The organism is Metabacillus sp. KUDC1714, from assembly GCF_014217835.1.
Classification (GTDB): domain Bacteria; phylum Bacillota; class Bacilli; order Bacillales; family Bacillaceae; genus Metabacillus; species Metabacillus rhizosphaerae.
This window is the reverse complement of record NZ_CP055263.1, coordinates 5152481-5168323: the sequence shown is the minus strand read 5'-3', so window position 1 is coordinate 5168323 and position 15843 is coordinate 5152481. Positions and strand designations below refer to the sequence as shown.

The 15843-nt window shown below is 34.9% G+C and carries 16 protein-coding genes; 13 read left to right on the top strand and 3 right to left on the bottom strand.

Features of this window, described 5'->3' with window-relative positions:
• Position 1: 1 nt before the first annotated feature.
• The 7 genes from HUW50_RS23845 (at position 2) to rpiA (ending at position 8080) form a co-directional block, all read left to right on the top strand.
• Positions 2–1003 carry a LacI family DNA-binding transcriptional regulator gene (locus HUW50_RS23845; protein WP_066339284.1) on the top strand — a complete coding sequence of 334 codons (1002 nt, stop codon included), beginning with the start codon at positions 2–4 and terminating at the stop codon, positions 1001–1003.
• Between the two features lie 747 nt (positions 1004–1750).
• Complete coding sequence (locus tag HUW50_RS23840; RefSeq protein WP_066339282.1) at positions 1751–3073, top strand: ABC transporter substrate-binding protein; 1323 nt, start codon at positions 1751–1753, stop codon at positions 3071–3073.
• Positions 3074–3151: 78 nt separating this feature from the next.
• Entirely contained in the window at positions 3152–4078 is a 927-nt protein-coding gene (locus tag HUW50_RS23835; RefSeq protein WP_232329091.1) for a carbohydrate ABC transporter permease, read from the top strand.
• Positions 4079–4095: 17 nt separating this feature from the next.
• Positions 4096–4926 (top strand): carbohydrate ABC transporter permease, encoded by an 831-nt coding sequence (locus HUW50_RS23830; protein WP_083964786.1) that lies wholly within the window; start codon positions 4096–4098, stop codon positions 4924–4926.
• A 29-nt stretch (positions 4927–4955) separates the two neighbouring features.
• Positions 4956–6059, top strand: a complete 1104-nt coding sequence (locus tag HUW50_RS23825; protein WP_066339280.1) for a Gfo/Idh/MocA family protein — start codon at positions 4956–4958, stop codon at positions 6057–6059.
• Positions 6060–6358: 299 nt separating this feature from the next.
• Complete coding sequence (locus HUW50_RS23820; RefSeq protein ID WP_185653417.1) at positions 6359–7348, top strand: C-terminal binding protein; 990 nt, start codon at positions 6359–6361, stop codon at positions 7346–7348.
• A gap of 24 nt (positions 7349–7372) precedes the next feature.
• Positions 7373–8080: a ribose-5-phosphate isomerase RpiA gene (gene rpiA / locus HUW50_RS23815; protein WP_066339274.1), complete on the top strand. Its 708-nt coding sequence runs from the start codon at positions 7373–7375 to the stop codon at positions 8078–8080.
• Between the two features lie 18 nt (positions 8081–8098).
• Here rpiA and HUW50_RS23810 read toward each other — a convergent pair whose 3' ends face one another.
• Positions 8099–8263 (bottom strand): hypothetical protein, encoded by a 165-nt coding sequence (locus tag HUW50_RS23810; RefSeq protein ID WP_157094514.1) that lies wholly within the window; start codon positions 8261–8263, stop codon positions 8099–8101.
• Between the two features lie 355 nt (positions 8264–8618).
• On the opposite strand from HUW50_RS23810, the gene HUW50_RS23805 reads away from it, so the two are divergent.
• From HUW50_RS23805 to HUW50_RS23785, 5 genes are all read left to right on the top strand, one after another.
• Positions 8619–9620 carry an LLM class flavin-dependent oxidoreductase gene (locus HUW50_RS23805; RefSeq protein ID WP_066339272.1) on the top strand — a complete coding sequence of 334 codons (1002 nt, stop codon included), beginning with the start codon at positions 8619–8621 and terminating at the stop codon, positions 9618–9620.
• 239 nt (positions 9621–9859) lie between these two features.
• Positions 9860–11140, top strand: a complete 1281-nt coding sequence (locus HUW50_RS23800; RefSeq protein ID WP_066339270.1) for an MFS transporter — start codon at positions 9860–9862, stop codon at positions 11138–11140.
• Positions 11141–11362: 222 nt separating this feature from the next.
• Complete coding sequence (locus HUW50_RS23795) at positions 11363–12184, top strand: HAD family hydrolase (protein ID WP_066339644.1); 822 nt, start codon at positions 11363–11365, stop codon at positions 12182–12184.
• Positions 12185–12475: 291 nt separating this feature from the next.
• Complete coding sequence (locus tag HUW50_RS23790) at positions 12476–13189, top strand: SDR family NAD(P)-dependent oxidoreductase (RefSeq protein ID WP_185653416.1); 714 nt, start codon at positions 12476–12478, stop codon at positions 13187–13189.
• 11 nt (positions 13190–13200) lie between these two features.
• Complete coding sequence (locus tag HUW50_RS23785) at positions 13201–13848, top strand: ThuA domain-containing protein (RefSeq protein WP_066339259.1); 648 nt, start codon at positions 13201–13203, stop codon at positions 13846–13848.
• Positions 13849–13951: 103 nt separating this feature from the next.
• On the opposite strand, the gene HUW50_RS23780 is transcribed toward HUW50_RS23785, so the two are convergent.
• Both HUW50_RS23780 and HUW50_RS23775 read right to left on the bottom strand, forming a co-directional pair.
• Entirely contained in the window at positions 13952–14419 is a 468-nt protein-coding gene (locus tag HUW50_RS23780) for a hypothetical protein (protein ID WP_066339257.1), read from the bottom strand.
• 269 nt (positions 14420–14688) lie between these two features.
• Complete coding sequence (locus tag HUW50_RS23775; protein ID WP_066339255.1) at positions 14689–15315, bottom strand: nitroreductase family protein; 627 nt, start codon at positions 15313–15315, stop codon at positions 14689–14691.
• Between the two features lie 127 nt (positions 15316–15442).
• On the opposite strand from HUW50_RS23775, the gene HUW50_RS23770 reads away from it, so the two are divergent.
• Positions 15443–15799: a winged helix-turn-helix transcriptional regulator gene (locus HUW50_RS23770; protein ID WP_066339253.1), complete on the top strand. Its 357-nt coding sequence runs from the start codon at positions 15443–15445 to the stop codon at positions 15797–15799.
• The last annotated feature ends 44 nt before the right edge of the window (positions 15800–15843 follow it).

Genomic DNA, 15843 nt, shown 5'->3' with positions numbered 1-15843 from the left:
AATGAGAATAACGATAAAGGATGTAGCCCGTGAAGCTAATGTTTCCATTGCAACTGTGTCTCGTGTAATTAATCGTAAGGATAAAGTGAAGGAAGAGACTAGATTGAAAATTATGAAGGCTATTGAAAAACTCAATTTTATTCCTGATTATCATGCGAGAACAATGGTTCAGAAAAAAACAAAAATGATCGGTTTTATGCCACCTGAATTGGCTAATGGGTATTGGTCTGAATTATCGGATGTTATTCAAGATGCCCTTTGGAAAAAGGGATATGCTTTACTTGTTGCTTCTCACAACATGGATGAGGAAAAAATCAATTCGATCTTAGATCTTTTTCAAGAAAGAAATGTAGATGGGATTATCTTAGGACCTTTAACCTCAAGAAAGAATATTTACTTGGAAAAATCAATTGAAAACCTGCGTAACAGAAGGGTCGCGTTGGTTACATTACAAGGAAATAATATTCCAGGAATTACTTCTGTAGATGTTGATCATCTAGGTGGTGCAATGAGTGCAGTGCAATATTTAATTAATTCTGGACATGAAAAAATTGCCTATATTGGTGCTGTTAGTGCATCTAGAGAAAGAGAATTTGGGTATAGAAATGCGTTAACTTTTAATCATATTCCTATTAATGAAGAGATTGTTATTTTAACAGATTATATTGAAAACTTTACTGAATTTGGATATGAAGCAGCCGGTAAATTAGTTTCTAGAAAGAAGTTTACTGCAATTTTCTGTGGAAACGATTTAATCGCATTTGGAGTCATAAAAGCGCTAAAGGAAATGGGAGTTTTAATTCCTGAGGATGTTTCGATTGTTGGCTTTGACGATATTAGCTCTTCCAAGATCATTAGCCCGATGTTAACAACTATTAAGCAGCCAATCAAGGAGATCGGCAGTACAGTAGTGGATGTGTTATTGGATCAAATGAGTGCAGAAACAGGCAGTATAACAAAAAAAATTGTCCTTCCAACAGAGCTAATTATTAGAGAAACATAGGTTACTTGCTTCGATGTTTTATGCATTTTAAAACACTATTTTACTAAATGTAATAACATATCATATTTTCGATAAAAACGTATTGATAAAAGTGTAAACGTTTTTATTGATATTGCCTCTATTTATGCAATTTTACTTTTGTTTAAAAGAACAATCCCTAATAAAACGCTACTAAACTTACATATAAATGATAAATCCCCAACGTAAAAATTTACATTCTATTATTCTAAATCTAAAAATTAGTACATATCCTATTTCTAATCCACGTTAAAAACGCTAAAACAGCTGTTTATTTCAAAATGTAAACGTTTTTATTTTAGAGGCTGTTTTCATTGTGAATGTTGTTTTTGTACCTAGTTCTTATTTCATGGATTTAGCCTGCCATTTGTTCTTTTCATTTGGCTCTTTTCTAAGCGATTGTTGCTTTTATAACAATCTTATTTGGTTGATTGGAACGGATTGCGAGACTCCCGCGGAAATCGATCAACTTTCGCTGTAATCAAACCTCACCGCACTATTTGGTAAATAGCAACAAAGTTTGGCGAGTCAGCATTTCTTTTTCACACATCCAGTTAGTCGTACTCTAAAAAGATGTTAACAGCCATTCAATAAAAAGCTTATGTTATGAAATTTTACCCAAGGTAAAATTTTCAAATAATAAAAGTAAAAGGGGGAATTTCAAAGAGAAGTATTCGGGGTTAAAAAAGAGGAAGATGTTTTTATTTATAAAATAAGGAGTGAAAAAAGATGGGAGTTAGAAAAAGTTATTTATTTCTAATATTTCTTTTACTTACTGCTTTAACCATTGTGGGATGTTCAAGTAATAAAGCAACTGATGGTACCACGACTGAAGGAAATGATGATACATCTAAAGGTGATAACACAAAGGTTGTAACCCTTGATTTTTGGGATATGGTCTGGGGGCCACCTGAGTATATAGAAACTGCAAAGAAGCAAGTGGAAAAGTTTAATCAAGAACACCCAAATATACAAGTGAAATATCAATCAACTCCTTGGAGCAACTGGTATCAAACATTTAGTACAGCCATTGCATCAGGAACTGCTCCTGATATTAGCACTGGAGCTGGTTATCAAGCATTTCAATTTTATGACCAAGGCGCCATTTTACCAATTGACGATGTAATCGAGGAATGGAAAGCGGAAGGGAAACTAGAAGACTTCTTCCCTGGAACAGTAGAAACGATGAAATATAATGATCATTACGTAGCGCTTCCATGGGGATTAGATTTACGAGTTTACTACTATCGCAAGGACTTCTTTGAAGAAGCAGGTATTGAAGTTCCAAAAAACTTTGATGAATTGAGAGCAGCAGCAAAAGCATTAACAACAGATAACGGAAGATATGGAATGATTACACCAAGTGATACTGGTGGTACACACTACCTTTTCCAATTAATGCTTAATAATGGCGGCGGGATATTTACAGAAGATAGAAAAGTAGACTTTATGAATGAACGAAATGTTGAGGCATTAAAGCTCTACAGTGATATGGTTAAAGATGGTTCTGTAAATCCAGCAGGTGCTGGAATGGTTGGTGATGACGCAATTAAATCATTTGGTCAAGGAGATGCAGCGATCATTCTTGAAGGTCCTGGCTTTAAAAATAGATTTCCAGAAATGGATGAGCAAATTGGGGTAATGCCACCATTAGAGGGTTTTCAAGGTGATAAAGGTACAGTCATGTGGGTAAATAACTTGATGATCTATAAGGAATCGAAACATCCTGAAGAGGCAAAAATATTCTTGAAATGGTGGTCAGAAAATAGCTTACCACTATGGAAAGATGGAAACTTAGAACAATTATCAGCGCGTATATCCTTCTCTGAGGATCCATTCTTTCAAGATAATCCAGTTACTAAAATTGTTTATGATGAGTATGTTCCGATAGGAAAAACAACTGGGTCAAATTCTACTGGTGCCTTCCCAGAGTTAAATGAAATTGAAGGTGAGGGGCTAATGCAAAACCTAACACAGCGGCTAATAATGGGTGATGATCCAAAAGAATCGATGGGGATTGCCGATCAAAAAATAAAAGAAATAATGAAGTAAAAGGTATTAAATTATCTGGAATTTTAATGGAGGAGGAATGGTTCTACCATTCTTCCTTATTCAAAAGGAGGTCTGAGATTGGGTATACCTCAAAGTAAAATGGAAGAGACAAGTACTAGCAAGAAATTTACCACTTCAAGCCAAAAGCGAAGACGAAAAATCAATTGGTTGCCTTATCAATTTTTACTTCCTACGATTCTATTACTTATGCTGATCAACTTTTACCCTTTTTTAACAGGATTATTCTATAGCATAAGGGAAGGCTCTTTGATTCAACTGGAAGACTTTGTAGGTCTTGATAATTATATAAAATTACTTCAAATGCCTGAATTTTGGAATGCCTTGCAATTTAGTTTTCTCTTTGGATTCTTTGGGGTAGCAGGAAGTTACCTGATTGGACTGGTATTAGCAGTCTTATTAAATAAAGATGTTTGGGGAAAAGGATTTTTCCGAGTTGCCTTATTGGTCCCTTGGATTATTCCTTCTGTTGTTTCGATTGTAGGTTGGCGTTGGATGATTGGAGATCAACACGGATTAGTGAACCAATTAGTTGGATTTCTAGGCATGGACCCGATCAATTTTTTAGGAACAGAAAATGGGGCAATCTTTTCTGTTATTTTAATTAAGATTTGGAGAAGCTTTCCTTTTATGATGGTGACAATACTTGCTTCACTACAAACGATTAACACAGATTTATATGAAGCAGCAAAAATAGATGGGGCAAATAGATGGCAAAGTTTTAGGTTTATTACGATGCCATCAATAAAAATGATTTCAATTATTTGTTGTATTCTTATGACTATTTGGTGTTTTAATGACTTTGATACGATCTGGCTATTAACACAGGGTGGCCCAGTTAATGCAACTGAGAACTTAATCATCTTAGCCTATAAGTATACATTTACAAAAAGTGATGTAGGTATTGGCTCTGCTGTGTCCATTTTTAGCTTATTAATCTTGATGATCCTAGCAGTGATTATGTTGAAATTCCAAGAAAAGGATTAGGGAGGAAGTATGGAAGTATGGATAAGAACATAAGACGAAAAAAGACGATACTGTTTATATCTCTTACTCTTGTTTCCTTATTAGTAAATTTACCGATTATCACAATGATCATTAATTCCTTAAAAAGTAATTCAGAGATCCTAACGTCAAGCTCTTTCTTTCCACAGCAGATTACGTTTGAAAACTATCAGCATTTACACACAAAAACAATGTTTTGGACACAAATGGGAAATAGTTTTATCGTTACTTTTTTTGGTACATTGCTTAGTATTTTAATAGCTGCCTTTGCGGGTTATGCGATATCACGATTTAGATCCAAATTTCTAACAGGGTTTTCTAGACTTTTATTATTGTTACAAATGTTCCCAATCATCCTAGCCTTAATTCCTCTATTCATCATGTTCCGTAACCTTGGTTTAATCAACACACACTTCACAGTTATTTTATTGTACACAACGCTTCATTTACCATTTTCAATATGGATGTATAAAGGCTATTTCGATGCGATCCCAACAGAATTAGAAGATGCTGCTAGTATAGATGGTTGTACTGGTTTACAAACATTTTTTAGAATCATACTTCCTATATCAGGGCCAGGAATTGCTGCAGTCGCAATCTTTTCCTTTTTGTTTTCGTGGAATGAATACTTAATAGCTAATGTCTTTTTACGTGATGAACAATTAATGACAATACCAGTTGGAATCCAACTGTTTATGCAACAATATGGGACAGATTGGGGAAGTTTAACTGCAGCTGCAACGCTAACAATGCTGCCTGTTTTTATATTCTTCCTATTCGTACAAAAATACTTTATTGCTGGTAGTGCAGCAGGAGCAGTAAAAGGGTAAATCATCTGATCAAGCGAGGAGAGAGTATAATGACTAAAAAAATAAAGGTTGGTTTAATAGGTTTAGGTGAAGTAGCTCAAATTATACATTTACCAATATTAGAATCTTTGTCTGATCGATATGAGATCACTGCTTTATGTGATATTTCAAATCAATTATTACAGGTGATGGGTGAAAAATACGGGGTAACAAATTTATACACTGATGCGAAACAATTGACAAGGCAAGCAGATTTAGATGTGGTGTTTGTGTTAAATAGTGATGAATACCATACAGAATGTGTGATTTCTGCAATTGAAAATAAAAAACATGTATTAGTTGAAAAACCAATGTGTCTCACAAAATCAGATGCAGACGATATCATTAATGCTCGGGACAAATATGGGGTCCAAGTCATGGTTGGATATATGAGACGTTTTGCTCCAGCTTTTACAGAAGCTGTAGAAGAAGTAAAAAAGTTAAAGAAAATTAATTATGCAAGAGTTCGGGATATTATTGGTCAAAACAGTTTGTTCATTGAACAAAGTAGTAATGTCTACCGTTTTAATGATATTCCACAAGAAGCGATGACTGATAAGACAGATCGAGCAAAAAGAATGGTGTATGAGGCAATTGGTCAGGACGCTCCTAAGGAATTAGTGTCAGCCTATCGTTTACTTTGTGGATTAAGCAGTCATGATCTTTCAGCGATGAGAGAAATCATTGGTATTCCAAATAGGGTTGTATCTGCCTCTCAATGGAATGGAGGGCGTTTTATCAGCGCAGTTTTCGAATTTGATAACTTTTTTGCGACTTTTGAAACAGGGGTAGATAAATTGATTCGATTTGATGCTCATATTGAGGTTTTTGGGGAGAATAAACAATTAAAAGTTCAGTACAATACCCCATATATTCGTCACTTACCGACTACTTTACAAGTAGGTGAGACACTGAATGGAAATTATCAAGAAAAGATTAATCGTCCAACCTTTAAAGATCCATATACTATTGAATTAGAAAACTTTTATGAGGTTGTAACGAAAGGAATCGTTCCTAAAACAACTCCTGAAGATTTTAAAGAAGATTTAAATCTCTTTAGTCAGATTATTGATGCCTTGAAACAAAATAACGTGAATACCTTTATTCATAGATGACAAGAAAGAAGTTTGAAGATGGAACGAGTAAGTATCTCGTATTCTTTTATTAACCAACTCTGGTAAAATTTCTAATAATAAATAAATGGGCCTCCTTTAACTTTATAGGTAAAAGGGGGCTTATTTTGTATAAGGCTCTGTAAATGTTCACTGTTTGTTGATTTTTGCATTTTATTTATTGGATCTGAAAGAGTATGTCTTCACAAGGATTTATGAAAGTGTTTGTTGAACTAAATAACAGTAAATCATTGATTTGACAGATTAATTTATTTTAACAGAGGGAAAAGGAGGAAAGGACAATGAGTAAATACAAAGTATTGGTTACTGACTATACATACAATACTCTGGAGCCAGAGAGAGAAATTTTAGAAAAGGTAGGTGCGACACTGATAACAGCTCAATGTTCCACCGAAGATGAAGTGATAGAGGCTGCTCAAGGAGTAGATGGAATCATGAATCAGTATGCACCAATTTCACGTAAAGTGATAGATACCTTGCCGAACTGCAGAGTGATTTCAAGATATGGTGTTGGTTTTGATACAATTGATCTAAATGCTGCGACTGAAAGAGGAATAATGGTATGTAATGTGACAGATTATTGTATTGACGAGGTATCAAATCATGCCTTCGCCTTACTCATTGCTGGAGCGAGAAAGATTGTTAAGCATAATAAAGAGGTTAAAAGTGGGAATTGGGATTATAAACTAGGCGGACCTGTTTTTCGATTAAATGGTCGTACTTTAGGGTTGATTGGTTTAGGGAATATCCCAAAAGCACTAGCTAAAAAAGCACAGGCATTTGGTCTAAAGGTAATCGCCTATGATCCATATGTTCATGTTGAAACTGCAGAAGCCATAAATGTTGACCTTGTAGATCTTGAAACGCTTTGCCAAGAGTCCGATTATCTTTCAGTTCATGCTCCGTTGAACAATAACACAATAGGAATGGTAAGTGATGCAGAGTTCAATTTAATGAAAACGGAAGCATTTATTATTAACACCTCTCGTGGACTTGTCATTGATGAATCAGCATTAATAAAAGCCTTACAAGCTGGGAAAATTGCTGGAGCAGGGCTTGATGTTTTAGAAACAGAACCGCTCTCTAGCAATAACCCACTAATAAAAATGGACAATGTAATCCTAAGTCCACATTCAGCTTATTATTCAATAGAATCAGAATTGGAATTGAAACGAAAAACAGCTCAAAATATAGCAGATGCTCTAATCGGAAAAATCCCAAAATACCTTGTAAATAAAGGTGTATGTAAAAATAATCAATCAACATTCTAATCGATTTAGGAAAGGAGATTATGTATGTCAGAACAGCTTGATTATACGAAATTAATTGAACAAAGCGATTATCAGAAAAAAATGGCAGCTGAAAAATCAGTTGAATTAATTGAAGATGGAATGATTATTGGGTTAGGTTCTGGTTCAACTGTTTACTGGATGCTTAAAAGATTAGGTGAACGGGTGAAAGAAGGGTTGGTAGTAAAAGGAATACCCTCCTCTAAAAGAACAGCAGGATGGGCAGATGAATTTGGAATACCTTTAACAGGTTTTCATGAAGCAATGCAGCTTGATTTAGCTATTGATGGTGCTGATGAGATAGATGGGGATTTGAATCTCATCAAAGGTGGCGGAGGATCACTAGTTAGAGAAAAAATAGTCAATGCTGCGGCCAATCGATTAATCATCATTGCTGACAAATCAAAAATGGTTTCTCATTTAGGAGAATCAGCTTTACCTGTTGAAGTACTCCCTTTTGGATGGGAGATAACTGCTAAGCATATTTCTCAACTTGGCTGTGTAACCACATTAAGAAAAAAGAAAAAGGAAGTATTCATATCAGATAATGGAAACTATATACTGGATTGTCAATTTGATCATATAGCAGATCCTAAAAGTCTTCATGAATCGTTAAAGCTACTAGTTGGAGTAGTTGAAACAGGATTATTTATTGGAATGACTGAACAAGTGATTATCGGTGAAAACGAAACTATCAAAATCATTTATTCATAAATAGTGTAATCATGGCAATTATTTAAGATCATTTAAATTAGATGCCTGTCCTAAATTTTTCAAAGAATTATTAAATGCCTCTGATCTGTTAGTTAGTTCTTGCTCTAAATGTACTTCTTCCGTATTTGTATCCCAGATGCTAAATTTAATTGAATCTTGTTGAAATTCTTCCTTGTTGGTCATTTTTTTCACTCCTGATATTAGTTTAGTTTGGAATAGGTTGATATAATAGATAGTATTTTGCAAATAAAGGCATTTTATTCTAATGTTTTTTATTGAGTGTTGATAATAGTAAAAGGTTGCTGTTGTTTTTAAACGGCAACCTTTTATCTATTTACGGAGGATGTATATCCTTCAGGACGGATAGAATAATGATCTTTCTTAGTTACCTTGAGAAAAGGTTAATAATTAAGGTCTGAAGATGGAATGTTAAACGAAAAACCTTATGACCGTATTTATCTCCAAGCAAAAAAGTTTGTTTCCACAGTTTTAATTGTTACGATAGTAAGGAATTTTGATTAAGAGAGGATAAAGTAACATGACAAATATACAAATACCCGTATCAGTCTTAAATCTTGCACCTATTCGCGAAGGGCAGGGAGCTAAAGCTGCAATTGAAGCGGTGGTCGATTTAGCTCAGGCGACTGAGAAAATGGGCTATACACGATATTGGATTGCTGAGCATCATAATACACCTACACTCGTGAGTTCGGCTACTTCGATTTTAATTAAACATACATTAGAACATACAGATCACATACGTGTTGGATCAGGTGGGATCATGCTGCCGAACCATTCACCTTTAGTTGTAGCCGAACAATTTGGAACGATGGCAGCAATCTATCCAGATCGATTGGACTTGGGTCTTGGTCGAGCACCTGGAACAGATATGAAGACTGCAGGTGCACTTAGAAGATCACAAAATGATTCTGTCTATACCTTTCCTGATGATGTGAATGCCTTGCTAACGTTTTTTGGTCCTGAGGAACATCAAGGTTTTGTAAAAGCTTATCCTGGTGTTGATTCGAATATACCAATTTATATCCTTGGTTCTTCAACAGATTCAGCATATTTAGCGGCGAAATTAGGCTTGCCATATGTATTTGCTTCTCACTTTGCACCAAGATATATGGAAGAAGCAATCTTAATTTACCGTAATCGATTCCAGCCCTCCGAATATCTGGATTCTCCATATATGATGGTATGTTTAAATGTAATTGCAGCAGAAACGGATGAAGAGGCTAAGTTTGAATCAACAACGATGCAACAATTTTTCTTAAATGTTGTACGTGGTTCTCAAACTCCATTACGTCCCCCAGTTGAAAGTATGGATCACATTTGGAGTCAGCCCGAAAAAGAAATGGCAACATCAATGTCAAGCGTGACATTAATGGGTGGAAAAGATTCGATCCGTGAACAACTGTCACGTTTTCAAGAAAAATATATTGTCGACGAAATCATGGCTGTTTCGTATATCTATGATCCAGACAAACAAAAACGCTCTTATGAAATATTAAAAGAAGTCGTTGATGGTAAATAAAGAATGAATTAAAAAGAGGGTGACTCAAAAGGGTCTGACACCTCCCAACATTACTAATATATAGTAGCCTTTAACTTTTAAGGTGCTATATATTGTGTTGGAGGGGTCTGACCCTTTGGTTTTGAGTCACCCTCTTTTTGTCGGAATTTAGGTTGGGAAATAAAGGACCTCGATGCTAACTAGATAAATCTAGAGTATAATTAGGAAAGGGGAATATTAGCTAACAGGAGTACAGACAAATGGACAAACAAAATAGCAAATTCAGGTGGATCGTTTTTGCCACTGTATTGTTTACTTATTTTATTATTGTAAGTCAAAGAACTGCACCAGGATTAATTTCAGATCAATTGATGAAAGATTTCAATGTAACTGCGTCAACCATTGGTTTGCTTGCAAGTATACAATTTTTTGCATATGCTGGTTTGCAAGTTCCGATCGGAATATTATCTGATCGTTTTGGGCCTAATCTCTTTCTAATTGTAGGGACACTTCTAACTGGTGTAGGGACGTTACTTTATAGTCTAGCACCTAATGAATCTATTTTATTTCTTGCTAGATTAATAGTAGGAACAGGAGATGCGACAATTTGGGTGAATGTCGTTTTAATTTTAAGCCAGTGGTTTAAAGGAAATGAATTTATTAAATTGCTTGGTATGGCAGGAATGACTGGGAGCCTTGGGTTCTTGATGGCAACTGTACCTTTTTCAATTTGGATTGCCTTATCAGGGTGGAGAGCGTCATTTTTTACAATGGGAATCATTTTATGTCTTTGTGGAATTCTACTCTATTTCGTCCTCGTTAAATATCCAAAACGAATGGTCAAAAACAATGCTATAACGAGTTCATCTTCAGTTAAATCTGAGCATAAACGTGAGAAAACGCTTGTTATATTGAATCGCATTTTTTCGAATCAGCAAGCGTGGGCAGCATTTCTCTGTCACTTTGGTGCTGTAGGAACATATGTAGGATTCATCGGTTCGTGGGCAGTGCCATATGGCATGGATATATTTGATATGACACGTTCCGGTGCAAGTCAATTTATTATGATTGGCCTAATTGGTGCATTAATTGGTGCTCCTTTAACTAGTTGGATTTCTAGTCGCATGCAATCAATTAAAATACCTTATATTACTGTGCATTTGCTTATTTTTCTAAGCTGGTCTGCTTTTCTTTTATTTAGCGGAAAGCCGCCTCTCATTATCCTTATGGTGCTCTTTTTATTGATCGGATATGGAAATGGCGCAAGCGCCTTAACATTTGCTATTGTTCGCCAGTCGTTTGATGTAAAAGAGGTCGGTGTTGCCTCGGGATTTGCGAATATGGGAGGATTTTTAAGTGCCGTCCTATTACCAAGCTTTTTTGGAAAAGTATTGGATCATTTTCAACTTGCAGAAAGTAATGTTGGTTATCTTTATGGCTTTATGATCCCAGTTATCTTTTCAATGATTGGTTTATTTGGTGGATTTCTTATTAAGGAACAGCATCAGGAAATAACACAAACAAAGGAATTAAGCGTTTAGATGTTCTTTCACCAAGGATCTGTTAAAGCTTTAACGCTCTTCTTTTATATAAAATAAAAGGGGAAATACAGTGTAATAAAGGGACTTTTAGTATAATAGAAAGTTCCTTTTTTACAATCGTAATTTTAGGTAGATAGTAACAGTGTATACTTATCTAGTAAACTTTTTCAAAAAGCAGGAGGAATCGTAGTGGAACAAAAAACAAAGACAATATTCTTAGATATGGATGGAACAATATTAAATCATCATAATAAGGTAAGTATACATACAAAAGAAATCATTGATGCCATACGGAATAAAGGAATAAATGTTTTTATTGCGACAGGAAGATCATTTGATGAAATAGCAGGAGTAGTTCCTGAAGGCTTTCAAGTGGATGGATTCGTTACTTCGAATGGTATGGCGGGATACTTGGGGAAGGAAGTCGTTTTTGAACATTCTCTATCACTTGAATTGGTAGAACACGTTATTGAAAAAGCGAGAAAAAACAAGGTATACTATGAGCTTTTCCCATATGGAGCATCCCGAATGACGTTAAAACAAGATCAACAATATGTTGAGGATGAAATAAGAGAACCAAAGCCAGAGAGTGTGGGTATTAATGAGTGGCTTTCACGTAAAGAAGCGATTAAAGAAGAGATTGCTTGGACAGATACCATAGAGGGAAATCGATTTTCTAAGTTTTATTTCTTTGCGAGAACAAAAGAACATATAAATAGTTGGAAAAATGAGCTTGAACAATTAAAACGAGAAATCGATTTTTCTACATCTATATCTTCAGAACACAATGTAGAATTGATGGTTGCAAACGTAAACAAGGCAACAGGAATTAAACAGTTGTTAAAACATTTGGATTTGTCTGAGGATGGAGTTATGGCGATTGGTGATAGTGACAATGATATCCCGATGCTACAATTTGTTCCTCATGCCGTTGCAATGAAAAATGCACCAGATCATATCAAAGAAATAGTTGATGAAGTAACAGATTTTACATGTGATGAAGATGGGGTATATCATTATTTAAAATCGAAATTTAACCTATAACTATCAATCTATTGGGGGACAGTCCCCAATAATCTAGTGGAAATGGGTATTAATGTTTAAATTTTTATTGAACGATTGGAAGAATATTACCGCTACCTGAAGTGGTTCCATTATAAGGTGGAACTCAACCACTTTAGGTATTTTTTTTCGCCCATTTTCACATATTGTCCTAAGTGATGAATTTAATAGTAGAAAGAACAAGGAATTATAAATCCAATGGAGAATACAAATATACATAGTTGTAAGTGCTTTCAATTTCGATAGTCTAAACAATTAGGGGGATTGGGATAAATGAAAAAGACCGTCTATATTACTGGGGCAGACAGAGGATTGGGGCTTGCTCTGTCAAAGGTTTTCCTTGAATCAAATTTTAAAGTGTTTGCTGGACGTTATATGCCGGATTGGACTGAGCTTGATGAATTAAAAAAGGAGTATGATCAGGACTTAGACATTTTTACGTTAGATGTAACGGATCAAGAATCTGTTAATGAGGCCGCGAATTATATAAACAGAAATGCTGGTCAATTAGATATACTTATTAATAATGCAGCGATTTACAAAGACCGTTCTGAGGATATTTTCGGTGAGTTTGTTTATGAGGATATGATGAAGCTTTATGATACCAATGCATTAGGTCCGTTGCGTGTATCAAAATCTGTTGTCCCATTATTAGTAAAAGGCACTAGTAAAATCTTAGCGAATATTTCATCAGAAGCTGGTAGTCTTGCAGATTCTTGGAGAAAAAAAGAATATGGCTATTGTATGTCAAAATCTGCATTAAATATGCAATTAACGATTATACAAAATCAAGTGGCGGAATATGGGATAAAGGTTTTAGCTTTTCATCCAGGTTATGTGAAAACATATATTATGGGTGATTTCAATCATGATGCAACCATTGATTCATCAGAATCGGCAACTGGAATTATGAAGGAAATATTGAAAGCACCAGCAATTGACGAACATATGTACATAGATTATCAAGGGAATAAATTGAATTGGTAGGTGAGAGGAAGTTGAAGAAAATTGTCGCATTACTAGGAGATTACTGGCATGCTGCAGATGATGCAAAGGCTGGTTTAGAAGCTGCATTGATAAGATTACCAATCAAAGATGAAATTGACCTACAATACATAACATATAAGGAAGTTTCACAAGTGCTTAGTGATAGACCAGACTTATTTATCAATGCTAAAATGGACCAACTAAACCCAAGGGATGAACAGGTAATTACTTGGTTAACCGAAGAATTGGATACGAAGCTCGTAAACTACGTAATAGAGGGAGGAAGTGTCCTAGCTTGGCATGCTGGAATGGCTGGATATTCGAGCGAAAGCAACTACATTCATATGTTGCGTGGATATTTTAATTATCATCCACCAGGACTTCAAGAGGTTACATACATGTTGAAGGATAATGAAAAAAGTGGAGAGAATACATTTTTCCTTTCAGATGAACAGTATTTTGTCCACTGTGATAAAGCAAATACAGAAGTTGACCTGTGGAGTACAGGTATCGATGGGGATTCGATCGCAGCCTGGAAGCATTCCTTTGGCAAAGGGAAAATATGCTGCTTTACACCAGCCCATACAAGAGAAGGGATGGTTAATGAAAACGTCTCAAGTTTGTTAGCAGAAAAAATAAATTGGATGTTATCTTTGTAGAGCATGAAGATGTTTTATTTTTAGAAAACCCAAAAACAAATGCAATGGCGTGTTTGTTTTTGGGCTTTTTCCTGTTATTGGTAAACCGCCATTAACCAGTTAATTACTTACTGTTCTTTTGATTGTCGTTTGTTTTGAATATATTCTTTGAAACAGCATTCAGCTTATTTAAAAACCTATTGAAACCAAAGCCAACAAAGAACGCAATGCTTATATGGGCATAAGGGGTGTTCTCATATTCTGTGAATTCAATTGAAAAGATACCACTTTGGATAATTGTTACAGCAACGACAGCTGTTCCTGTTGCAAAAATTGGATAAAAAATGTACATAATCCACTCTCGATAATCTTTTAATTCACCTTTCATATAATGAGAGCAAAACATATAAAGGTGTCGCAATGAGCCCCCAATTGCACCAGCGAAGAAATAATACAAAAAGATTTCTATATCAGAAATGAATGGCAGCGATTGTTCAAAAGTCCCCACCCATAATCCACCAACAGCTAAAAAGCTCCCAAAAAACAAGAATGAGAGATAAATCAGTATGACTGTCTTTAACCATCTCGTCACTACATCACCCCCAATTTATCCTATGAGGTTATGAAGGTGGGCGTGACAATTTCCAAGATTTGCATTTTAACCTAGAAGCCCCTATGAATTTGTCAATTTTGTAAGTTTGGTACACTTAATCTAGGAAGTGGAGCAATAAACCCAGAGGGGAATTTTTCAAACGAACATTGGTTAAGTAGTATTGGTTTAGCTAGTATAATATAACAAGAAGCGCCAAATGTTTTGGCGCTTTCTATTAATAGGTCAGGAACACTGAACCGAGTAAATAATTACACTATTTTATTTTTATGTATCACATTATTAACATCATGTCTTACCGTTTTATGACCAGCTCTTGTGCCTTTTCCAATAGCTATAAGCATAACGTCTAAATATCTATCAGAAATAGTTAAAGCCTCCTTTAGATTTTTAGAATTATAACCTGACATAGTGATCGTTTCAAAACCTGCTTCATTTGCTAATAAAATTAATGACATTGAAGCAAGACTTACGTCTCTAGTCAATTCCAGCTTCAAATCTTCATGTGATTTATCTGCATAGTAATTAATGGCAGCATTCGCAAGAAAATCTCTTAATGCCTCATTAAAATAACCTGCTTGATACCCTTCTTCATGTATCTTAATGATATTATCCTTATCAAAAGCTTGATAATCACCCAACATAACGATTAATACAGAGGCTTCAACTACTTGTTGTTGATTAAATGCTAAAGGTAACAATGAATCTCGTAATTTTGGATCTTCAATGATTAAGTATCGAGTGGCTTGAATATTATTTCCATTAGGAGACTTAGTTGCACTTTCAATTAAAGTAGTGATAATTTCAGAACTAATTGTATAATTTGGATCAAAATGTCTAACGGAACGTCTTTTTCTTAAAATGTCTTTTACACTCATTCATATCAACTCCGAAGATTTTATTTGTTGCACCTTTTATTATAGTGGGCAATAATTAATGAGAAAATAACGCACATTAATGTGGGTTAGCCACTTTTAAGTACCTATATAGGAGGAACAATAGAACATGGTTAAATATAATACTGGAATAAATATTTTTATGAATATAGTAGGCGGAAGATGGAAATGCTTAATTCTCTTTTACTTAAGTCAAAAAGCAACTCGAACAAAAGAATTTTATGAGTTAATGCCGGGAATTACACAAAAAGTCTTAACAGAACAGCTGAAGCAGTTGGAAAGAGATGGGCTTGTCTATAGAGAAGTTTATAAAGAGGTACCACCAAAAGTTGAATACAGTTTAACCGAGTTAGGTAACTCGTTTATACCTGTTTTAAACACGATGTGTACATGGGGGAATGAGTATGCAATTGTAAGAGATATTGATCAAGATGCACAAATTTGTTGTAAACATGATCAAAGATGAATGCCATATATTTGCCTTCTATAATAAGGTGAATTTATTGTGAC